This window comes from Pseudaeromonas sharmana (assembly GCF_042649925.1).
In the GTDB taxonomy this organism is placed as follows: Bacteria; Pseudomonadota; Gammaproteobacteria; order Enterobacterales; family Aeromonadaceae; genus Pseudaeromonas; species Pseudaeromonas sharmana.
On sequence record NZ_JBHSAF010000014.1, the window covers coordinates 64,469 to 85,062 of the forward strand.

The following is a 20,594-nucleotide window of genomic DNA, read 5'->3' on the forward strand; positions in this document are numbered from 1 at the left end:
CATCAAGGAAAGCAACGATGACCGAAGCCGTTCATGTGGAAACCCACGGGTTTCAGACCGAAGTCAAACAACTGCTGAACCTGATGGCGCACAGCCTCTACTCGCACAAGGAAGTGTTCCTGCGCGAGTTGATCTCCAATGCCGCTGATGCTGCCGACAAACTGCGTTTCAAGGCGCTCTCCGAGCCCGATCTGTATGAAAATGAAGGTGAGTTACGCGTACGCCTGCTGATCGACAAGGAAAAGCGTACTCTGACGATCTCCGATAACGGCATCGGTATGACCCGGGATCAGGCGATCGAGCACCTGGGTACCATAGCGCGCTCTGGCACCGCTGAGTTTTTCCGTAATCTTTCCGGGGATCAAGCCCGTGATTCCCAGCTGATTGGCCAGTTCGGGGTCGGCTTCTACTCCTCGTTCATCGTCGCTGACAAGGTGACGGTCATCAGCCGTGCTGCAGGCGAAGCTCACGACCGCGGCGTCTGCTGGGAGTCTGATGGTTCTGGCACCTTTACCGTCGCGGATGTGGAGAAGGTTGGCCGTGGTACCGACGTGATCCTGCACCTGAAGGAAGAGGAAGGCGAGTTCCTGGATGACTGGCAGCTGCGCACCGTGGTCGGCAAGTATTCTGACCACATCAGCGTGGCGGTCGAAATGTGGCAGGAGCCGCGTGAAGAAGAGGCCGAAGGTGGCGAGAAAGTCATCACCCCGGGTGAGTGGAAGCAGGTAAACCGTGCCACGGCGTTGTGGACGCGGACTCCGCGCGACATCAGCGACGAAGAGTATCAAGAGTTCTACAAGCACTTAAGCCACGACTATGACGATGCACTGGCATGGGCGCACAACAAGGTCGAGGGCAGCCAGGAGTACACCTCCTTGTTGTATGTACCGGCGCGCGCACCGTGGGATCTGTGGAATCGTGAGCAGAAACACGGCCTCAAGCTCTATGTTCAGCGCGTCTTCATCATGGATGATGCCGAGCAGTTCATGCCGACCTACCTGCGCTTCGTCAAGGGGGTGCTGGATTCCAACGATCTGCCGCTGAACGTCTCTCGTGAAATCCTGCAGGACAACAAGATCACTGCTCAGCTGCGCAAGGCTTGTACCAAACGAGTGCTGAGCATGCTGGCCAAGCTGGCCAAGGATGACGAAGCCAAGTATCAGAGCTTCTGGCAGCAATTTGGTAACGTGCTGAAGGAAGGTCCGGCGGAGGATTACGCGCATCGCGAGGAGATTGCCAAGCTGTTGCGATTTGCCTCGACCCATGCGGAGTCGGACGTCCAGAATGTCAGCCTCGAGGCCTATGTTGGCCGCATGAAAGAGAAGCAGGACAAGATCTATTACATCATCGCCGACAGCTACACGGCCGCCAGCAAGAGCCCGCATCTGGAGCTGCTGCGCAAGAAGGGCGTGGAGGTGCTGCTGCTGTGGGATCGTGTCGATGAGTGGTTGATGAGCCACCTCAGTGAATTTGAGGGCAAACAGCTGGTTTCGGTGACCCGTGGCGATCTGCAGCTCGGCGAACTGGAGGATGAAGAGAGTCGCAAACAGCAAGAAGAGCTAGCCAAGGAGCATGCAGGCCTGGTTGAGCGCGTTGCCAAGGTGTTGGAAGGGCAGGTTAAGGAGGTGCGCATCAGCCACCGTCTGACCGATACCCCAAGCTGTGTGGTGACCGACACCTATGGCATGAGCAGCCAGATGATGAAGTTGATGCAGGCTGCAGGCCAGCCGGTTCCGGAGCAGAAATTCATTCTGGAACTGAATCCTGAACACGCCCTGCTGCAGCGTCTGGCCAGTGAAGCAGATGACGCTCGTTTTGGCGAGTGGTGTCATTTGTTGCTGGAGCAAGCTCAGCTGGCTGAACAGGGTGGATTAAAGGATCCGGCCGGTTTTGTCGCCAGACTGAATAAGCTGCTACTGGCTTGAGTGTCAGTTTGAGCACCATTCAGGGCCGCCCGGTGCGGCCCTTGTTTTTTTAGGCGGCAGGCTATTGATAATGTGTGACATCGTCAGGCACAGGTTAAGCGTTTGCTTGCTAAAATCTTTGCATCCTCGACATCAAATGGCGTGTTTTTTTAGATCCTTAGCCCCGTATTTTGGGAAGGGGCGGCCATCAAATTGAGGTGTGCTGTTATCAACGAAGAGGAAATGTGATGCGACTGACGACCTTGCTTGCCACTATTGTGTTGCTCGCTCACGGCTCGTTATCTGCCGAGACGCTGACACTGTGGAACGCCCACAGCCTCGAACATTTACAACCCGAGTTGACCCGGTTTGAAAAGATTACGGGCCACAAAATTGTGCAACAGCACTTTCGGGCGGATCAGTTCCGGGATCGAGTTCTCTCTTCGGTCCTGTTGCCAGATCTCTATTTCATTCCCAGTGATCAAATCAGTAATGTCCAGGAGTATCATCTGGGGCCCTGGCCAGATACCATTCCGCGTGCCTATCAACTGCGTGACGATGGCCAGCTCGGGAATAGCTGGTATGGCATGCCGATCAATATGGGCAATCAGCTCATTCTCTACTATCGCAAAGACCTGGTGGCCCCGGTCAGCCGGCTTGAGGACATCCCGGACGGTAAATTGGCCTGGCCCAGCAAGCAAGCCTACTGGTTTATCCCCTTCTTGACGTCATCGGGTGGCTGGCCACTGAACGGCGATAACTTCAGCCTCGATACGCCGCAGATGGTCGCAGCCTTGCAAGGTTATGTGGCGTTGATTGCTCGCCATCCCGTGGCGCAGTGTGAATTGATGTGTAACGAGCAAGCCTTCATCAAAGGGGAGGTGAGCTATTTGCTGGATGGCGATTGGGCCTATCAAACACTCAAGGATGTTCTGGGTGACCGATTAGGAATGGCCCTGATGCCGACATGGCAGGGCCAGCGTATGGTGCCGCTCAGCAGTTCCTATGTCATGGCCAGGCGCGGCGATCTGAGTGATACCAAGCGTCAGATTAGTGAAGAGCTGGTGCGTTTCCTGTTGGCCGATGAGACGCAAAAGGCACTGTATGAGCGTTCCAAGCTGTTTCCTTCCGTGGAGCGGGTGGCGGCCAATCTGTCTGACAAAATGTCGGAAGATATGCGCATCCTGCATCAGCAGTTGCTGAAAAGTCGCGCCATGCCAAACGATCGCAAAATGATGATTGTCTGGCTGGTGATGGGGAAGTCGCTGGAGTTGTTCCTGTCTGGTGAGTTCTCCGCCCAAGAGACGGCTCATAACATGCAAACGATGGCGGTAGAAGAAGAAGGCAGTGCCAGATGATTCGTCTTAGTCGTTTCTTCATCGGTCTGATCTTCTGTATGTTGCTGTTGCCATTATCTGTGCTGGGTTTTATTCACTACCAAGGCTTGAAGGAATTTGCGACCCAAACCTTGGTGACCGAGCTCAACAGCGAGGCATTTGTCATCCGTGAAAATCTGGAGAACGAACTGGGTGCGCTGACCGGAGGGCTCAGGTTACTGACCGGGCATGAGACCATCATCAAGGGCATCGCCAGTCTCTATTACGGCAGTCAGGTGCGTGAGCGATTCGAGAATTTTGTAAATCGTTACTCTGTGGTTTCCAGCTTATACCTGGTTTCTCGTGACGGCCGGGTGCGGGAACACTTTGGTGGCAAGATCCGCCCAGTGGAACGCAATCAAGCCATCAGACAATTGATGACGCGGTTGGATAAAGCGTATGAATCGGGTGTTCTGAGCGGTCGTGTCGCGGTGATCGAAGATAAGGAGCTGGTGCCAACCGGCGATCACATGGGGCTGGTTTTCATCTCCAGTATCAGCAGTGTGGTGGTGCGGGGAGCTGATGGTGTGCAGGGCTTTTTGATTGCCATCATCCCGTTCGACAACCTGTTGGCACAGGCCAACCGGGCTTCACATATGGAGCGGTCGACGGTTGAGCTCGGTGAAACCTTACCTCCGAATCAAAGCGGGTTTATCAGTCAGTACCAGCGCTTGCAAATCGGCGAGAAGGACTATGCGCCGAGTATCAACCTCTTTATCCGGGTCAGCCGCTCGCCGGAAAGCATGCGCGATGCGGTCAATGAGGCGATCCGTCCTTTCATCAGTTACCAGGTGATTTTTCTGCTGGTGTTAATGATGGTGTTTATCTTCTCTTTTCGACCCATTCTACGCGCCTTTAACGCACTGTATGGCATCATCCGCCGCATGGAGGCTGGCCAATTGGTGGAGGCCACAACGTCGCGGATCTGGGAGTTCGCCCATACAGAACGCCTGTTGATCGACATGCAGAGCCGCATCCGGCAGCAACTGTCGACGCTGGAGGAAAACAATCAGCAACTCGCTGGCATGGCGCGCGAGAAGGATCGCTATCTGGAAGAGCTTTCCCTTTTGAATCAGAGCCTTGAAGGAAAGGTGCAAGAGCGGACCAACAAGCTGGCGTTGACATTGCAACGCCTCGAGATCAGTAATCGTATCTTCAACCAACTGATTCACCTGCGGCAGGCATTACCCAATGACGCCTCCTCGGAGTTACTGTTGACCACAGTGGTCAAACATTTGGTGGCGTGTGAGTTAGAGATCCCGTTTGCCATCATTTTGCAGCCGGCCAATGAGCCCCGACAGGTCTATACCCACACTGGATTTACCCGTGACACCATAGTGCCATTACAAGCGGCAACGTCAGATTATCTGTTCGATGCCGGGCTTTACACCATCCCGTTGCCGCCGCCATTTGGTGGCGGCTGGATCTTGCTGCAATCGGATAATCTGCGTGAAGAGATGCTCAGGGGGATGATGTTGTTTGCCCGGGAGTTGGGGGGGTATCTCGAGAACCGGGCGTTGACGAATCGGCTCGCGTTCTGGGCTCGGACCGATGGTCTGACCGGTTTGGGTAACCGGATTGCCTTTGATCAAACCATGGCTGATCTGGAGACCTCACTCGATAAGGAGGCGGGTCTGTTCCTGATCGATGTGAATGGGTTGAAAGAGCTGAACGATACTCGTGGTCATGAAGCGGGTGATGCACTACTAAGGACCGTAGCCGAACGCTTGCGCCAGTGTTTGCAGGGGATAAATGGCTCACTGTATCGTATCGGTGGCGACGAGTTCGTCATCCTGCTGGAAGGTGAGGGTGTCGAGCAAAAGGGCGAGTTAGTGGCGCGGTTGCAACAGACGCAATTCCAGCCGGCGACCTTGGCGGGACGAGAACATGGTGTCAGTTTCAGTGTTGGCTATGCCGACAGCCATAAAACGCCGTTTTCTTTGTTGTACAAGATGGCTGACAAGGCGATGTATCAGCAGAAACAGGCGTATTACGAGCATAAACATGGTGTTCAGGACGCTGGACTTGAGGATTCATCAGAAAGCGTGTAGTTTTCGCCTCCTGATTGATATTGATGTCATTGCTAGACCAAAAGAGGAAATCTGATGCGCATTATTCTGCTTGGCGCGCCTGGTGCCGGGAAAGGAACTCAAGCCCAGTTCTTGATGGACAAGTATGGTATTCCGCAAATCTCCACCGGTGATATGCTGCGGGCCGCGATCAAGGCAGGCACTCCGCTGGGTGTGAAGGCCAAGGAAGTCATGGACAAGGGCCAACTGGTCTCTGACGAGATTATCATCGGTCTGGTCAAAGAGCGGATTGCTCAGGATGATTGTGCCAAGGGTTTCCTGCTGGATGGTTTTCCGCGCACCATTCCGCAAGCCGATGCCATGAAAGATGCTGGAGTCGTCGTTGATTTCGTTCTCGAATTTGATGTTCCGGATGAAGAGATCGTCAAACGTATGAGCGGTCGTCGGGTCCATCCTGGCTCAGGCCGTGTTTACCATGTGGTCTTCAACCCGCCAAAGGTGGAAGACAAGGACGACGTCACGGGCGAAGCGTTGGTGGTTCGAGCCGATGATGAAGAGACCACGGTACGCAAGCGTCTGGATATCTATCACCAGCAAACTGAACCCTTGGTTGGGTATTACAAGGCGGAAGCGGCGGCAGGACGCACCCGCTACGAGCGCCTGGACGGTACTCAGGCGGTCGATGCTGTGAGTCAGCAACTGGCGGCATTGCTGGGCTGATTGGCTCTCGACTGATCTTGGCGTCAAATACGCTCGTAGCGCTTGTCGTTACGGGCGTTTTTTTATTGGAGCAGGCATGCAAAAAAAACAGGGTGTGATACTGGTGAACCTGGGGACACCCTCTGCGGCGACACCCGCCGCAGTCAGGTCCTTTTTACGCGATTTTCTCTCCGACCGCCGGGTTGTCGATCTGCCGCGGATCTTATGGTTACCTCTGTTGTATGGCGTGATTCTGCCGCTGCGCAGTCGACGAGTTGCGCGAAACTACCAGAGCATATGGCAGGCCGGCGGCTCCCCCTTGCTGACATATAGCGACGCGTTGGCCCGCGATGTCGAGGCCGGATTGCTGGCGCAAAATATCGATTGCCCAGTGCGTTTGGCGATGACGTACGGCGAACCGTCCCTTGAGCAGGCATGGCAGCAACTGGCGTCAGCGGGCGTCACCGAGGTGTTATTGCTGCCGCTGTATCCACAGTACTCATCGACGACGACGGCGCCAGTGTTTGATGCCTGGGCTCGACTGATGTCCAAACAAGCTGTGCTGCCAGCCATGCAACTGCTGGCCGACTACCATGATGCGCCAGAATACATTGCTGCGCTGGCCGGGCAGGTGCGTCGCCATTGGCAACAACAGGGGCAATCCCATTTGCTGCTGTCGTTTCATGGTATTCCACAACGCTATGCCAGATTGGGCGATCCTTACCCACAACAGTGTGCTCGTACCGCACAGCTGGTCGCGCAGGCGTTGCAGCTCTCGTCGGAGCAATGGAGCCTCTCGTTCCAGTCCCGCTTTGGCCGTGAACCCTGGCTGCAGCCGTATACCGATGAGTTGTTGACTCAATTACCGGCACGGGGGGTGATGGATGTTGATGTCGTCTGCCCGGGGTTTGCGACGGATTGTCTTGAAACACTCGAAGAGATCGCCATCGGCGGCAAAGAGCTGTTTCTTCACGCCGGGGGACGGCAGTTTCACTACATACCGGCCTTGAACGCCGGCCCTGAACATGGGCAGATGTTGATCCAGTTCATCACGCAAAGGTTTGCGTACTGAATAACCCTCAAACAGCCGGCTGAGCCCCCTAGGCAGGGCAGCGGATTATGGTAGGATCCGCGGCCCGGTCCATTCGTCCTGATAGCGTTTATCCATGAAATTCCCAGGCCAGCGTAAGTCTAAACACTATTTTCCAGTAGGGGCCCGCGATCCTCTGCTGGTGCAGACCAAGCCGCAGGCAGAGCAATCTGCATCCTATATTGTCGGTATCGATCAGACGCTGGTCGACATCGAAGCGCAGGTAGATGTCGAGTTCTTGCAACGTTATGGTTTGAGTAAGGGCCATTCGCTATTGGTCACGGATAGCGTTGCGGAAGCTATCTATCAAGAATTGCAGAGCCGCAGGCTGATTGAAAGCCAGTTTGCTGGCGGGACGATCGCCAATACATTACACAACTATTCGGTGCTGAGTGACTCCGCTTCCGTGTTGCTGGGGGTCATGAGCCAGCAAATCGAGGTAGGGGGCTACGCCTACCGCTACTTGTGCAACACCTCATCCAAGGTTGACCTCAACTACCTGCAACCGGTACCGGGCCCAATTGGTCGCTGTTTTACCTTCGTCACTGACGATGGTGATCGCAGCTTTGGCATCAATGCTGGCTTGATGAATCGCCTGACGGATGACTATGTCCCAGCCGAACTCATTCAGGGGGCTTCGGCGCTGGTGATCAGTGCTTACCTGGTGCGAGAGCTGGAAGGGGATACCATAAAGCAGGCGACGCTGAAGGCCGTGCAGCAGGCTCAGGCGGCGAAGGTTCCTGTGGTATTGACCTTGGGGACGCGTTTCATCATCGATGAACAGCCGCTCTGGTGGCGCGAGTTTATCGAACGCTATGTCACAGTACTGGCCATGAATGAAGAGGAAGCCGAGGCGCTGACCGGATTTAAGGACCCGTTGTTGGCCGCAGATAAAGCGCTGGAGTGGTGTGATCTGGTGCTTTGTACCGCCGGGGCTACTGGCCTGTTCATGGCCGGCTATACCGAGGAGGAGACGCGTCGCGAAACCAGTCATCCGTTATTGCCGGGCGCCATTGCCGAATTTAACCGATACGAATTCAGTCGTCCCATGACCAGAGCGGCTTGTGAGCGGCCGTGCCGGGTGTTTGCCCATATCGCGCCGTACATGGGGGGGCCTGACTTCATCAAAAATACCAACGGCGCCGGAGATGGCGCGTTATCTGCCATCTTGCACGATATGGCCGCCAACCGTTATCACCGGCAGATGGTCCCCAATTCCGCCAAGCATCAGCAGGCTTGCCTGGCCTACTCCTCGTTTTCGCAGTTGTGCAAATATGCCAATCGGGTCAGTTATGAAGTGCTCAAACAGAGCAGCCCGCGTCTCTCGCGCGGATTACCGGAACGCGAAGACAGTCTGGAAGAGGCTTATTGGGAGCGTTGAGTGTCGCGTTGTTTGCAGGATACACTTTGTTAACACGAAAACGGTCAACCTAGCATGGAGTGCATGATGTATCAGGAGTTATTAGCGCCGGTGCATCGCTTTTTACACTGTCCTACCCCCGCTGCCTGGTGTGAACAGGCCCGGCAACAGATACCGCTGTTGCTGGTTGATCACGCTAACTGCGAGAAGAAAGCCGCCGCCACGGCCATGAGCCTGATCTATCGTTATGTGGAACGCGAGCCGCTGCTCATTCCGCTGGCCAGGCTGGCTCGGGAAGAGCTGCATCATTTCGAACAAGTTGTCACCCTGATGCGACAACGACAGGTGGCATATACCCAACTTTCACCCAGCCGCTACGCCGCCAGTCTGCTCAAGGGGGTTCGGACCCACGAGCCTGCGACCCTGGTTGATAAGCTGATCATCGGTGCCTATATCGAGGCGCGCTCGTGCGAACGGTTTGCCAAATTGGCGCCCTTGCTGGACGAAGAACTGCAGCGCTTCTACTATTCGCTGCTGCGATCCGAAGCCCGCCACTACAGTGATTATCTGATGTTGGCCGAGGTGTGTGCCGGGGAGGATATCAGTGCGCGCATCCACTGGTTTGGAGAGCGTGAAGCGGAACTGATCCTGTCACCGGATCAGACGTTCCGCTTCCACAGTGGCGTTCCGGTAGCGGACTAGCGCTCCGCTCGGTATTCGTGGCCATAGCTCTGGATCAAGCGTTTGGTCACGTCGTGTTGTGGTGCCTGGATGACATGTTCGGTGGCGCCACTTTCGACAACTTCTCCTTGATGCATGACGATGACCTTGTCGCTGATGTGGCGGACCAGACCAAGGTCATTGGCCACAATCACATAGGCAATCTTCAACTCTTCCTGCAGTTTAAGAAGCAGGTTAACGATTTGGGAGCGGACGGAGAGATCCAGCATCGAAAACGTATCATCTGCCACTATGATGCTCGGGCTCAGGATCAGTGCACGTGCCAGTGCCACCCGCTGCTTTTGTCCGGCCGAAATCATCTGTGGGTAGAACAGGGCATGCTCTGGTAACAGGCCGACCATGCGCAGCGTCTCTTGCACTTTGTGGGCACGCTCTTCCGGGGTCAGATCGCTGTTCAGGATCAGCGGTGCCTCCAGAATGCGGCCGATGCGTAGTCTCGGGTTGAGAGATGAGTTGGGATCCTGAAAGATCATACGGATCTGCTGACATCGCCGCTGATAGTCTCCAGGGCCAATCAAGTCGCCATTCACCCTGATCTCACCATGCGTCGGGGCCACGACGCCGGCCAGAATTCGTGCCAGGGTACTTTTTCCAGATCCGGCTTCACCCACAATCGCGATGGTTTCGCCAGGGTTGAGCGAGAAGCTGACACTGCGAATAGCCTGTACCCGGTTACGAATAAACAGGAAGCGGCGCTCGATGAACTCTTTACCGATATCCACGACACGGAGCAGCGGGCTCTGATCAATCATCGCTTCGATTCCTCCATATTAAGCGGGAAGTGACAGCTGAAGTGCTGATTCTTGAGCCGGGTGACCGGCGGGGTTTGCACACAGAGTTTCTGCGCATACGGGCAACGCGGGCCAAGACGGCAACCTATCGGCAGGTGCTGTAACGGAGGAATCACGCCGGGGAGGGCATTGAGTCGTGATTTGTGCGGCAAACGACCACTGAAATCCGGGATGGTGTTCAGCAACGCATGGGTATAAGGGTGATGGGGCTCGACCAGCAGTTGCTCACGCTGGGCGGTTTCAACCATCTGACCGCAGTACATGACGGTGATCGTCTCCGTCAGATTGGCGATAGAGGAAATGTCATTACTGATGAGCAGTATCGTGGTCTGATTATTCTGGTTCATGCGATCCAGCAGCCGTAATAACTGTGCCTGGGTTGTCGCCTCCATCGAGCTGATGGGCTCGTCGGCAATCAACAGCCTGGGGCGAATGGCGATGGCCATGGCGATCATCACCTTCTGGCACAGCACTTCGGATAACTGGTGCGGGTAGGCCGCCATTATCTTGCGGTGATCCTTGATGCCAACGCGGTGCAACAGGGCGACAGCATGCTTGTGTCGCCAGAACAGGCGTTGCCACCAGTGACCATCAAAAACGCGCCCGGGGATGACCTCCATCAGCTGGTTGCCGATGGTCAACGACGGATCCAGGCAAGAGCGGGGTTCCTGGAAAATCATGGCGACACTGCGGCCGATAATTTTGCGTCGCTCCCGCGCGGTCATGCCCATCAGTTCGATATCATTGATGCGCATGCGATCGGCTGTTACCCGCCAGTTGTCCTTGTGCATACCCATGATGGCCTTGGCCACCAGGCTCTTGCCTGAGCCAGATTCACCGACCAGACCACGTATCTCGCCCTCATTCAGGGTAATACTGACGCGGTCGACAGCGCGGACCCGGCCTTGGGGCGTGTCGATTTCGATCGTCAGGTTTCGGATATCCAGCAGTGGCATCAGTCAATTCCTTGTTGCAGAGCCTTGCGCAGACCGTCACCCACCAGATGGGTAATCAGCACGCTAAAAGCGATGGCCAAACCCGGCAAGGTTACGGTCCAGGAGCCGATATAGATAAGGTCCATGCCATCGGCCAGCATGGTGCCCCACTCCGGAAGCGGGGACTGGGCGCCAATGCCGAGAAAACAGATGGCGCTAATATCGAGAATGCCGGTGGTAAGAGAGCGGGTCGTTTGTGCCACCAGGGTGTCGACGATGTTTGGTAATATTGCCAGACGCAAAATACGCAGCGGGGTCGAACCGTCAAGGCGAACAGCAATAATGTACTCTTTTTGCAACTCCTGGCTGACGGCGGTATAGATGGCACGAATAAACTGGGGCAACAGTGTCAGTGTGACGGCCAGGATAGCGTTATCGAGCCCGGGCCCCATCACCGCTACCAGTACGATCGCCAGCAACAGCGACGGAATAGACAGCAGCATGTCGAGCATGTGATGCAGGAAGCTTGATTTCAGGCCCTGTGTCATACCGGCAAGCATGCCGATCAGCGTACCCAACAACAGTGCCGTTATCGTTGCCAGCAAAGCACTGCCAAACGTAAGGCGAACACCGTAAACCAGACGGGACAGCAGGTCGCGCCCCAGATCGTCGGTGCCAAAGAAATGTTGCAAGGTTCCCGAGTGACTCCATGATGGCGGCAGTAACAAGGCGTCAGCATTTTGTTGCAATGGATCGAAGTGAACCAGCGTCGGTCCGAATAACATCACCAGCAACAGAAATAACAGCCCCCAGAAGCCGGCCATCGCCAGCGTATTCTCACGATAGAGCAGCCAGGTCTGGGTGAGTGGAGAGGGAATGCGGATCTCCGGATATCCCTTAGTCTTGCTGGCCATACAGTTCCTTCCTTCTTGCCGGATACAGCAGCGTAGAGACAAGCTCGGTCACGATGTTCAACAGCAGCAGCAGCGATGAGATCAGCAGCAGGCCGGCCTGGATGGCAACATAGTCCCGGTTCATGATGCTGGCGATAAGCCAGCGGCCGATCCCCGGCCACTCGAACACCTGCTCTATGATGATGGCGGACGTCATGATGGTGCCAAATTGCATCGCTAATTGAGGCAGCATCGGCGGCAGGGCATTACGCACACCGTGATGGAGTATCACATATGCCGGAGACCAGCCGCGACTGAAGGCGGCCTTGATATAGTTCTGTCGCAATACTTCAGCCATGGCGTTGCGCACCAGTCGACTGATCTCGGCGGCAGGGAGCAGGGACAAGGTCAACGCAGGCAGGGCCAGATGCCGCAGTGCATCAAGAAACGCATTCCAGCGCTGTGGGCTGGTCGATAACCAGCAATCCAGTAGTTGAAAGCCGGTTACAGGTTCAATCTCATACAGCAGATTCAGTTGCCCGGATGAGGGCAGCCAACGGAACTGGAGTGAAAATAGCAGCACCAGTAACTGCCCCAGCCAATACACGGGAATGGAAGCGCCGACCAGGCTGATGCTCATGATGATCTTATCCAGCCATTTTCCCTGATTGAGCGCTGCCAGCGTGCCCAACGGTATGCTGACCAGACCGGCGATGATGACGGCCGCCAAACACAGCTCCAGCGTGGCAGGAAAATAGATACGGATCTCTTCCAGCACAGGGCGTCCGGTATGCAGCGAGATCCCCAAATCGCCTGCAAAGAGCCGATCAAGATAAGCAAAGTAGCCACCTAGCAGCGAGTCAGGTGTCCCTGTTCCCAGCTCCACTTCCAGCCAGTAGGCCAGCAGCGAGAGTGCCAACAAGGTAAATAGCAGCAGGTTTAGACGGCGTAGCGTATAGATCAGCATGGGTCAGTCCCGATAAGCATGCTTGAAGGAGATGCCGCCAACCGGCGTCATTTCCAGGTTATGCAGACTCTTCCAGCTGGCGTACAGATTGACCGTATGTGCCAGCGGCAACAGGGGTAGCTGTTGTTGAATGCGATCCTGCATCCGTTGATAAAATTCAATACGTTGCGCCAGTCGGCCGGTCCGGTTGGCTTGTTCGAGCATGGTGTCGAACTGGCTGTCACACCAACGCGCATAGTTAAAGCCCTGACTATTGCGAGAATGGCAGCTTAGCAAGGGGCGGAAAAAATTATCCGGATCGGCGGTATCCGCGCTCCAACTCATCAAAACCGCATCGTGTTGTCCCTCTTGCAGCAGGGCTTTCATCAGCGGCCAGCGCAGTTGAACGATACGAACCCGCACCCCAATTCGAGCCAAATCCCCCTGGATCACCTGGGCGATCTTGAGACTATTCGTCGATAAAGCGGGCCCCTGCGGTTGCACCCACAGCGCCAGGTCAAAACCGTCGGCGACACCGGCCTGTTTCAGCAACTGTTTCGCTGCGATGGGATCGTAGCTAATTTCGTCCAGATTGGGATTATGTCCCCAGGAGATAGGTGGCAGCAGTGAGCTGGCCCATTCTCCGGTCTGGAAATAGATGGCCTGCAGTATATTGTCGCGGTTGATGGCCATCGACAGGGCTCGGCGTACACGCAGATCAGACAAGGGCTTCTGCGTGGTGTTGAATGAGATAAACGTCGTGTTTAATCCACTCTCCTCATCGAGTAGCAAGTCACGGTGTTGTTTGATGAAGGCGATCTGACTGGCTGCCGGATAGGACATCACCTGACATTCACCCGTGATCAGTTTTGACAGACGCTTGGTCGCCTTGGGGGTGTAATCGAACGCCAGTCGTTCCAGACCGGCTACCACATCCCAGTAGCGCTCATGACGTAACAAACGGATGTATTCGCCATTGCGGAATTCTTGTTGCATGAAGGGGCCGGTCCCGACCGCCCACGTGTCAATCTGTTCAGGCTTACCGGCCAGCAGCAGCTTATCGGCATATTCGGCAGAGAGAATTACGGCATAGTCGCTGGCTAAATAGGCAAGAAACGCCGAGTTGGGAGAGTTGAGTATAAAGCTGATGGTAAACTCATCATCCTTGCGAATCTCACGGATTTGCTCTTTGAAGTCCGTGTTGTCAAAAAACGGATAACTGCCGCCGGAAACCCCGTGAAATGGGTGATGTTCTTGTAACATGCGGTTGAAGCTAAACAACACATCATCGGCGTTCAGCTCACGCGTTGGAGTAAACCAGGGGCGGGTATGGAACTGCACGCCCTGACGCAGCTTGAACTGATAAGTCAGGCCATCGCGCGTGACGGTCCACCGGGTTGCCAGAGCACCCTCTAGCCGTTGCGTCAGCGGATTGACCGTCAACAGACGATCATACAGTTGGTGCGATAGCGAGGAACCGAGGGAGCCGGTTGCATACAGCTGTGGGTTCATGCTGGTTGGTGCACTCTCGACGCAGTAGATGGCACCGTTGCGCAGGGTTTGATCTTCCAGCGGTTTGCAGCCGGTCAGTAACCACGGCAGTAGCGTCAGCAAAGTGAGATATCGTTTCATTTTAGTTGTTGCTCATCTCGGGAGGGCGAGTGCTCAGACCATGTTTTTTGATCAAGCCACGCAGCTGATCGTAACTTAAGCCAACCATTTGTGCAGCCATTCTCTGGTTGAACCGGGCCGCTTGCAACAATTCAGCCAGCAGATGACGTTCATATTCTGCCATATGCGCCAGCCAGTTGACGGGAATTTTCACCGTCGGGGTGGTTTCCACTGCGCGCTCCGGACGCCATGGCGAGGAAAAAGGATTGATACACAAACGGTCGAGCGGCTGGTCGGGCTGGCCGTAGCGATAAACACTGCGCTCTATGACGTTGCGTAACTCTCGGACATTGCCCGGCCAGGCGTGCTGCTGCAACTGTTGCATGACGGTGGCGCTGAAGCCGGAAAACCCGATGTGGCCAAGTTCTGCAGCCAGATTGTTGGCGAAAAAGTGCGCCAGTAGCAGGATGTCATCCTGGCGCGCACGCAACGGCGGCAGCGTAATCACATCAAACGCCAGCCTGTCGAGTAAGTCAGCGCGGAACGTTCCGGCCGCGACGCGTGCAGGCAGATGTTCATGGGTGGCGCAGACCAGTCGCACATTGACGCGAATTGGCTGCTGACCGCCCACCCGCTCGAATTCGCCGTATTCGATGACCCGAAGCAATTTTTCCTGTAACCGGTCACTCATGGTGGCCACTTCATCGAGGAACAGCGTGCCGCCATCTGCACGCTCGAAGCGCCCATGGTGCCGACGTTGTGCTCCGGTGAAGGCGCCGGCTTCGTGACCGAATAACTCGGTTTCGAGTAGCGCCTCGTTAAGGCTGGCACAGTTGATGGTGATAAATGGATTTTGCCAGCGCGGCGAGAGGTAATGTAGCCGATGGGCAATCAGCTCCTTGCCCGTGCCCCGTTCGCCAACCACGAGGATGGGGCGGGCGATCGCTGCCAGCAACGAGACTTGCTCGAGCACTTCGCCAATGGCGTTCGATTCACCGATCAGGCGTTGTTCAGTGAGTTCCGAGGTGGTCATTTTTGCCAACTGTTGGTTTGGATTGCTATTTAGTGATCCTAGTGCTAATGAGGATATATAACAAATATTCTTTGTGATCATTAGGTTACGATGGGTGTTTGTGACTGGCACAGCCCTTGCTGTATTAGCGTAGACAAGTCGCCAACGTCTACTGGCGGCAGAGTAAGAGGAGAAACATCATGGGTCTGTTTTCACGAATTGCCGATATTGTAAATGCCAACGTCAATGCCATGCTGGATAAGGCTGAAGATCCGCAAAAAATGGTGCGTTTGATCATTCAGGAGATGGAAGAGGGCCTGGTGCGTGAACGTGCCAATCTGGCCCGTTTTTTGGCCGACAAGAAAGAGCTCAAACGTCAGCATGAGCGCTTTACCGTGCGCATCGCCGACTGGCAGGCAAAGGCTCAGTTGGCGCTTGAGAAGGAGCGTGAAGACTTGGCGCGTGCCGCACTGATCGAAAAGTCGCGCGAGCAACAGCAAGCCGATGCGCTGCAACTGGATTTTGTGGCGGTTGAAGAGGGGATCAGCAAGCTTGAGAACGAAATTCAGCAATTGGAAAGCAAGCTTGATGATGCGCGGACTCGGCAAAAGGCCATGCTGTTACGAACTGCGACGGCTCACAGTCGCCTGAATGTGCAGCAGCAAGCCTTTCGTGGAGCCCCTGCCAGCATGATGGATAAATTTGACCGCATGGAGCGCAAGATTGAGGAGTTGGAAGGGCGGGCCGATGTGCTGAAACCGAATGCCGGCTTGCAGCAACAATTTGCCGAGCTGGAAGCAGACGACGAAATTTCCCGTGAGCTTGAAGCCATGAAGACTCGTATGATATCAGCTGCCGATAAGACGAAGGAGGAGTGATATGAGCATGTTAGCGGGGCTACTGGTTATTCCGGCGATCCTGTTTGTGTTGTTTGTCGCACCGATCTGGCTGTTTCTGCACTACCGTAGCGGACGGCAGGTTGAACAGGGGTTGTCCGATCAGGAACGAGCACGCCTCAAAGCCCTGTTGGCACAGGCTGAATTACTCCAGGAACGTGTGCACACGTTGGAGCGCCTGCTGGATGTTGAAGTGCCAGAGTGGCGTGATGATGAGTCACTATCAGGAGATAAATCATGAGCCAACGAATGTACCGGGATCCTTCCCGAGGCGCGCTGGCAGGTGTCTGTACCGGCTTGGCCGATTATTTTGGTGTCGAGGTGTGGGTGATTCGGTTGGGCGTGGCAACAGGGCTTATTTTTGCCACCTTGTTGACGGTGTTGCTCTACCTGATCGCCTGGGGCATGTTACCCAAGCGAGACGAACTAGCGGGAGCAGAACCGCTGCCCACCATGAAACAGCATGGTTGGCAAAAAGGTGTCAGCCCGGCTCAGGCCTTGACGTTGGCCAGTGAACGGCTGGCAGAACTCGAGCTCAGAGTTCAACGGATCGAGCGTTGTGTGACCTCGAAAGCGTATCGGATCCGGCGCGATCTCAAGGGACTATGACTATGATGCTATCTGGCCGCAAATTGCTTGATGAGGTGCAAGAGCAGGCACGAACTCTCGTCAACCGGTCATTGGATCGCCATATCCGCCTGGCGGTGACGGGCTTGTCGCGCAGTGGCAAAACGGCGTTTATCACGGCGCTGGTGCATCAGCTACAGCAACTGGACCTGACTACCACGTTGCCTCATTGGCAACTGGTGCGTTCAGGTCGCTGGCTTGGCGGACGGCAGGTGCCACAGCAGTACCATCATATTCCTACTTTTCGTTTCGACGATGCGAAGTCGGCATTGCTGGCTTCGCCACCGTCATGGCCTGAACCGACCCGGGCCGTCAGCGAGATTCGGCTTGAACTGCGTTATCGTAGCCGTCATCTATTGCGGCGCCAATTGGGTCAATCACCAGGCTCCCTATTCCTGGATATAGTGGACTATCCCGGCGAGTGGTTGTTGGACTTGCCCTTGTTATCGCTGGATTATCGGCAATGGAGTCGACAAGTTGCACAGCAACTGACAGAGCCGGCCGTGGCGATGTTAGCGTCGAGCTGGCGTGATGCCGTATGTCAGTTGAATGCCCATACGCCGTTTGATGAACAGGCGCTGGCCCCCCTGGTTGCAGGTTATAAAGCCTGGTTGCTGGCTTGTCGTCAGCAGCTGGGATTGTCGCTGATTCAGCCTGGCCGTTTTGTCCTGCCTGGTGAGTACGATGGCGCTCCAGTGCTGCAGTTTCTACCCTGGCTGGCGGCAGATCCGGATCGCAGCCCGGCAGAGGGCTCCTTGTACGCCATGCTCGAGGCGCGCTACGAACACTACAAGCAGCACATCGTCAAACGCTTCTACCAGGAGCACTTTGCCACCTTTGACCGTCAGATAGTGCTGGTGGATTGTCTGCATACGCTAAGTGCCGGCAGAACCGCCTTTGATGATCTCGAGCGCACCTTGTCGTTGTTACTAGGCAGTTTTCACTATGGCCACAACAACTGGTTACGCCGTTTGTTCGCACCGCGCATCGACAAGCTGCTGTTTGTCGCCAGCAAAGCAGATCATGTGACTCCGGAGCAACATGCGGCTATGCAGCAACTGTTGCGACAACTCGTTTATGGTGGTTATGGCCAGGCACGGTTTGAGGGCATCGAGATCCAGTGTCTGGCAATGGCGTCACTGATGGCGTCACGTTATATGAGTATCGAATGGCAGGGACGACGTCTACCTGTGATTCAGGGTACGGATCTGCAGGGACTCCCGGTGAGTTTATTTCCTGGCGAAGTGCCTTGCGGTCGGCCTGATGAGGGGTTCTGGCAGCGTCAAAGAGCCAATCCCGAACAGGGGTTTGGCTTGGTGCCACTGCGTCCGCCGCTATTGCCGGCGCAGGGACCGTGGCCACATATCCGCCTTGACTCAGCATTGGAGTTTTTGCTTGGAGACAAGATGAAATGAGTGCACCTGAGTTACCCGAGGGGCGCGTTGACGTGCCGGCCAGCATCGATAACGGGGGCGTTATTCCCACCCTGGGGCGCATTGACCTGGATCCGGCGACACTGCGCAATGCCACACCGGTAGAGGTGCCCGCAGAGGCTCCGTCATTTGCCACCGGCCTCGAGGCGCCAACCGGCAAGGGACCCCGTTGGCTGCTGTGGGGAGGAGGACTGGTCTTGGGACTCAGTGCTGCGGAGTTGCTGGCGGGCTTATGGCATCAATGGCAGCTATCCCCGCTGTGGGGCGGATTATGGAGCCTTGCCTGCCTGCTGCTGGGTATGGGCGCTGCGCGGACCTTGTGGGCAGAGTTGCGATCATTACGCCAGCTCAAATCCAGTCATCACGCCCGCAGCGAAGCGCAACAGTGGCTTACTGAACAGGCGCCAGCAGAGGAGGCAATGGCATTTTGTCAGCGCCTGGCGAAGGATGCCGGCTGGGATACCCGGCCTGAGTATCAGCAGTGGCTGGCGGCGCAAACCAGTTATGTCAGTGCGCAGGAGCAGATCAGCTTGTTTGCACAAACTGTGTTAACCGGTGCCGACGAGGAGGCGCGCAAGCGCATCTTGCGCTGGAGCAGCGAGAATGCCATCTGGGTGGCTATCAGCCCCTTTGCGGCCTTCGATATCCTGTTTGTGCTGTGGCGTAACCTGCGCATGGTAGAGCAGATCGCCCGTTGCTACGGTGTACGGCTGGGTTACTGGAGCCGTGTTCGCCTGTTGCGCCAGGTATTCCGCCATCTGGTCTATCTGGGGGTGGCCGAGTTGGTGAGCGATATCGGACTGGACTGGGTGGGAGCCGAGTTGACAGCCCGCTTGTCGGCGAAAGTCGGTCAAGGGTTGGGGGCTGGGCTGCTGACGGTTCGACTGGGAATGGCTGCAATGACGCAATGCCGGCCATTACCGTTTGATGCGACGCAAAAGCCTCGACTCTCGCAATTTCGCCGGGCCCTGCTGGATGCCGTGATGGCGCGACTTACCCGGCGGCAGGCAGCAGAACAGGCGGTGGTGCCGATGGACGGCAATGAGACTACCAGTGTGACCAATCCCTCCAGAGGCACTGATGCAGCGAGCACCGGTCGTTCTGATCTGTCCTGATTCGTTTAAGGAATCTTTGACTGCGAACCAGGCGGCGCAGGCGATGCAAGCCGGAGTGCTGGCGGTGCTCCCGCAGGCCGAGTGCCTCTGCCTGCCGTTGGCCGATGGCGGTGAAGGGACTTTGGCGGTGCTGGCCGAAGCCTGGTCATTACAAACCCTGCGACACACCGTGTCAGGGCCGCTGGGCGCACCTGTTACCGCAACCTGGGGGATAGTGACACATCCTGACGGCAAGCGGATTGGTGTCATCGAAATGGCCGCGGCGAGCGGCCTGATGCTGCTTGCGCCTGCGCAACGCAACCCGTTGCAGACCTCCAGTTATGGCTTCGGTCAGTTGATGATGTGCGCATTGATGGCCGGCGTTGACGAGTTACTGCTGACCATTGGTGGTAGCGCTACCCATGACGGAGGTCTGGGCATGCTCTGTGCTTTGGGTGCCAGGGCGCTGGATCAGCATGGACAACCGGTAGCGGCAACCGGAGCAGGCTTGTTACAGGTACACAAATTGGACATGTCAGGCCTTGACCCTCGCTGGACACGCATGCCCATTCGTGTCATTTGCGATGTAAAGAATCCGTTGTGTGGCGAGCAGGGGGCCGCTCGGGTTTTTGCGGCACAAAAGGGCGCCGATGGCCATCAAATCGAACAGCTTGAACGCGCCTCGTTGCATTGGGCGGCACTACTGGCCAACACCCTCGGCGAGCGTGTCGATGCGCTGCCCGGCGCCGGCGCCGCAGGTGGTGTGGGGGCGGCGTTGCTCGGTTGTCTGCGCGCCAGCTTGCTACCCGGTATCGAGGTCGTACTGGACTTGCTGGGCTTTGATCAACTGTTGGCGCGGGCTGACCTGGTCCTGACCGGCGAAGGCCGACTGGATACGCAGACTGCGGCTGGCAAGGTCATCTCCGGAGTCGGTGCCCGGTGCAAGCGTCAAAATAAGCCGCTGGTCGCCCTTGTGGGCAGCCTGGTCAGTGACACCGCCACCACACTTCCTGCTGGGGTCACCGCTTGCTTTGCCACCAATCCGATACCTCACTCGCTCGATGCTGCACTCAGCACTGCGGCGGCCAACCTGGAGCTAACCAGTGCTCAGGTTGTTGCCTTGTGGGCGAGCTCATTTCTTAAACAAGGATAACTC

The 20,594-nt window shown here is 56.1% G+C and carries 19 protein-coding genes; 13 read left to right on the forward strand and 6 right to left on the reverse strand.

The window, feature by feature from the left end; genetic code table 11:
- The first annotated feature begins 17 nt into the window (after positions 1-17).
- The 7 genes from htpG to miaE all read left to right on the forward strand — a co-directional run bounded on the left by htpG (position 18) and on the right by miaE (position 9,161).
- Complete coding sequence (gene htpG / locus ACFOSS_RS10145; protein ID WP_377152235.1) at positions 18-1,925, forward strand: molecular chaperone HtpG; 1,908 nt, start codon at positions 18-20, stop codon at positions 1,923-1,925.
- Between the two features lie 227 nt (positions 1,926-2,152).
- Positions 2,153-3,262, forward strand: a complete 1,110-nt coding sequence (locus ACFOSS_RS10150) for a sugar ABC transporter substrate-binding protein (protein ID WP_377152236.1) — start codon at positions 2,153-2,155, stop codon at positions 3,260-3,262.
- Positions 3,259-5,331, forward strand: coding sequence for a GGDEF domain-containing protein (locus tag ACFOSS_RS10155; RefSeq protein WP_377152238.1), 2,073 nt, complete (start codon positions 3,259-3,261; stop codon positions 5,329-5,331). The genes ACFOSS_RS10150 and ACFOSS_RS10155 overlap by 4 nt, the downstream gene beginning before the upstream one ends.
- Before the next feature lie 54 nt (positions 5,332-5,385).
- Complete coding sequence (gene adk / locus ACFOSS_RS10160; RefSeq protein WP_377152239.1) at positions 5,386-6,030, forward strand: adenylate kinase; 645 nt, start codon at positions 5,386-5,388, stop codon at positions 6,028-6,030.
- 76 nt (positions 6,031-6,106) lie between these two features.
- The gene (gene hemH, locus ACFOSS_RS10165) at positions 6,107-7,081 is read left to right on the forward strand and encodes a ferrochelatase (RefSeq protein WP_377152240.1); all 975 of its coding nucleotides are present in this window, start codon (positions 6,107-6,109) and stop codon (positions 7,079-7,081) included.
- Between the two features lie 94 nt (positions 7,082-7,175).
- On the forward strand, positions 7,176-8,480 hold the full coding sequence (locus ACFOSS_RS10170; RefSeq protein ID WP_377152241.1) for an inosine/guanosine kinase: 1,305 nt from the start codon (positions 7,176-7,178) through the stop codon (positions 8,478-8,480).
- Between the two features lie 66 nt (positions 8,481-8,546).
- Positions 8,547-9,161, forward strand: a complete 615-nt coding sequence (miaE, locus tag ACFOSS_RS10175) for a tRNA-(ms[2]io[6]A)-hydroxylase (protein WP_377152242.1) — start codon at positions 8,547-8,549, stop codon at positions 9,159-9,161.
- Here miaE and ACFOSS_RS10180 read toward each other — a convergent pair.
- From ACFOSS_RS10180 to pspF, 6 genes are read right to left on the reverse strand one after another with little or no spacing between them, the layout of a single operon-like run.
- Entirely contained in the window at positions 9,158-9,952 is a 795-nt protein-coding gene (locus ACFOSS_RS10180) for a peptide ABC transporter ATP-binding protein (RefSeq protein ID WP_377152243.1), read from the reverse strand. The genes miaE and ACFOSS_RS10180 overlap by 4 nt on opposite strands.
- Positions 9,949-10,947, reverse strand: coding sequence for a peptide ABC transporter ATP-binding protein (locus tag ACFOSS_RS10185; RefSeq protein ID WP_377152244.1), 999 nt, complete (start codon positions 10,945-10,947; stop codon positions 9,949-9,951). The genes ACFOSS_RS10180 and ACFOSS_RS10185 overlap by 4 nt, the downstream gene beginning before the upstream one ends.
- Positions 10,947-11,840 (reverse strand): ABC transporter permease subunit, encoded by an 894-nt coding sequence (locus ACFOSS_RS10190; RefSeq protein ID WP_377152245.1) that lies wholly within the window; start codon positions 11,838-11,840, stop codon positions 10,947-10,949. Before ACFOSS_RS10190 ends, ACFOSS_RS10185 begins: the two co-directional genes overlap by 1 nt.
- Positions 11,824-12,786, reverse strand: a complete 963-nt coding sequence (locus tag ACFOSS_RS10195; protein ID WP_377152246.1) for an ABC transporter permease — start codon at positions 12,784-12,786, stop codon at positions 11,824-11,826. The genes ACFOSS_RS10190 and ACFOSS_RS10195 overlap by 17 nt, the downstream gene beginning before the upstream one ends.
- Positions 12,787-12,789: 3 nt before the next feature.
- Positions 12,790-14,397 (reverse strand): ABC transporter substrate-binding protein, encoded by a 1,608-nt coding sequence (locus ACFOSS_RS10200; RefSeq protein WP_377152247.1) that lies wholly within the window; start codon positions 14,395-14,397, stop codon positions 12,790-12,792.
- A 1-nt stretch (position 14,398) separates the two neighbouring features.
- Positions 14,399-15,409 carry a phage shock protein operon transcriptional activator gene (gene pspF / locus ACFOSS_RS10205; RefSeq protein WP_377152248.1) on the reverse strand — a complete coding sequence of 337 codons (1,011 nt, stop codon included), beginning with the start codon at positions 15,407-15,409 and terminating at the stop codon, positions 14,399-14,401.
- Between the two features lie 179 nt (positions 15,410-15,588).
- Here pspF and pspA point away from each other — a divergent pair, with 179 nt between their 5' ends.
- The 6 genes from pspA to ACFOSS_RS10235 are packed head-to-tail and all read left to right on the forward strand — an operon-like array spanning position 15,589 to position 20,591.
- Positions 15,589-16,266: a phage shock protein PspA gene (gene pspA, locus ACFOSS_RS10210; protein ID WP_377152249.1), complete on the forward strand. Its 678-nt coding sequence runs from the start codon at positions 15,589-15,591 to the stop codon at positions 16,264-16,266.
- A gap of 1 nt (position 16,267) precedes the next feature.
- Positions 16,268-16,525, forward strand: coding sequence for an envelope stress response membrane protein PspB (pspB, locus tag ACFOSS_RS10215; RefSeq protein WP_377152250.1), 258 nt, complete (start codon positions 16,268-16,270; stop codon positions 16,523-16,525).
- Positions 16,522-16,893 (forward strand): envelope stress response membrane protein PspC, encoded by a 372-nt coding sequence (gene pspC, locus ACFOSS_RS10220; RefSeq protein WP_377152251.1) that lies wholly within the window; start codon positions 16,522-16,524, stop codon positions 16,891-16,893. The genes pspB and pspC overlap by 4 nt, the downstream gene beginning before the upstream one ends.
- A 2-nt stretch (positions 16,894-16,895) precedes the next feature.
- A complete protein-coding gene (locus ACFOSS_RS10225) occupies positions 16,896-18,326 on the forward strand; it encodes a YcjX family GTP-binding protein (protein WP_377152252.1) in 1,431 nt (476 codons plus the stop codon).
- Complete coding sequence (locus ACFOSS_RS10230; protein WP_377152253.1) at positions 18,323-19,459, forward strand: TIGR01620 family protein; 1,137 nt, start codon at positions 18,323-18,325, stop codon at positions 19,457-19,459. The genes ACFOSS_RS10225 and ACFOSS_RS10230 overlap by 4 nt, the downstream gene beginning before the upstream one ends.
- On the forward strand, positions 19,425-20,591 hold the full coding sequence (locus ACFOSS_RS10235; protein WP_377152254.1) for a glycerate kinase: 1,167 nt from the start codon (positions 19,425-19,427) through the stop codon (positions 20,589-20,591). The genes ACFOSS_RS10230 and ACFOSS_RS10235 overlap by 35 nt, the downstream gene beginning before the upstream one ends.
- Positions 20,592-20,594: the final 3 nt, after the last annotated feature.

What these genes read in the sequence shown, in the direction of transcription:
- htpG (WP_377152235.1), top strand. Translation starts at nt 18, where the DNA reads ATGACCGAAGCCGTTCATGTGGAAACCCACGGGTTTCAGACCGAAGTC.
- ACFOSS_RS10150 (WP_377152236.1), top strand. Translation starts at nt 2,153, where the DNA reads ATGCGACTGACGACCTTGCTTGCCACTATTGTGTTGCTCGCTCACGGC.
- ACFOSS_RS10155 (WP_377152238.1), top strand. Translation starts at nt 3,259, where the DNA reads ATGATTCGTCTTAGTCGTTTCTTCATCGGTCTGATCTTCTGTATGTTG.
- adk (WP_377152239.1), top strand. Translation starts at nt 5,386, where the DNA reads ATGCGCATTATTCTGCTTGGCGCGCCTGGTGCCGGGAAAGGAACTCAA.
- hemH (WP_377152240.1), top strand. Translation starts at nt 6,107, where the DNA reads ATGCAAAAAAAACAGGGTGTGATACTGGTGAACCTGGGGACACCCTCT.
- ACFOSS_RS10170 (WP_377152241.1), top strand. Translation starts at nt 7,176, where the DNA reads ATGAAATTCCCAGGCCAGCGTAAGTCTAAACACTATTTTCCAGTAGGG.
- miaE (WP_377152242.1), top strand. Translation starts at nt 8,547, where the DNA reads ATGTATCAGGAGTTATTAGCGCCGGTGCATCGCTTTTTACACTGTCCT.
- ACFOSS_RS10180 (WP_377152243.1), bottom strand. Translation starts at nt 9,952, where the DNA reads ATGATTGATCAGAGCCCGCTGCTCCGTGTCGTGGATATCGGTAAAGAG.
- ACFOSS_RS10185 (WP_377152244.1), bottom strand. Translation starts at nt 10,947, where the DNA reads ATGCCACTGCTGGATATCCGAAACCTGACGATCGAAATCGACACGCCC.
- ACFOSS_RS10190 (WP_377152245.1), bottom strand. Translation starts at nt 11,840, where the DNA reads ATGGCCAGCAAGACTAAGGGATATCCGGAGATCCGCATTCCCTCTCCA.
- ACFOSS_RS10195 (WP_377152246.1), bottom strand. Translation starts at nt 12,786, where the DNA reads ATGCTGATCTATACGCTACGCCGTCTAAACCTGCTGCTATTTACCTTG.
- ACFOSS_RS10200 (WP_377152247.1), bottom strand. Translation starts at nt 14,397, where the DNA reads ATGAAACGATATCTCACTTTGCTGACGCTACTGCCGTGGTTACTGACC.
- pspF (WP_377152248.1), bottom strand. Translation starts at nt 15,409, where the DNA reads ATGACCACCTCGGAACTCACTGAACAACGCCTGATCGGTGAATCGAAC.
- pspA (WP_377152249.1), top strand. Translation starts at nt 15,589, where the DNA reads ATGGGTCTGTTTTCACGAATTGCCGATATTGTAAATGCCAACGTCAAT.
- pspB (WP_377152250.1), top strand. Translation starts at nt 16,268, where the DNA reads ATGAGCATGTTAGCGGGGCTACTGGTTATTCCGGCGATCCTGTTTGTG.
- pspC (WP_377152251.1), top strand. Translation starts at nt 16,522, where the DNA reads ATGAGCCAACGAATGTACCGGGATCCTTCCCGAGGCGCGCTGGCAGGT.
- ACFOSS_RS10225 (WP_377152252.1), top strand. Translation starts at nt 16,896, where the DNA reads ATGATGCTATCTGGCCGCAAATTGCTTGATGAGGTGCAAGAGCAGGCA.
- ACFOSS_RS10230 (WP_377152253.1), top strand. Translation starts at nt 18,323, where the DNA reads ATGAGTGCACCTGAGTTACCCGAGGGGCGCGTTGACGTGCCGGCCAGC.
- ACFOSS_RS10235 (WP_377152254.1), top strand. Translation starts at nt 19,425, where the DNA reads ATGCAGCGAGCACCGGTCGTTCTGATCTGTCCTGATTCGTTTAAGGAA.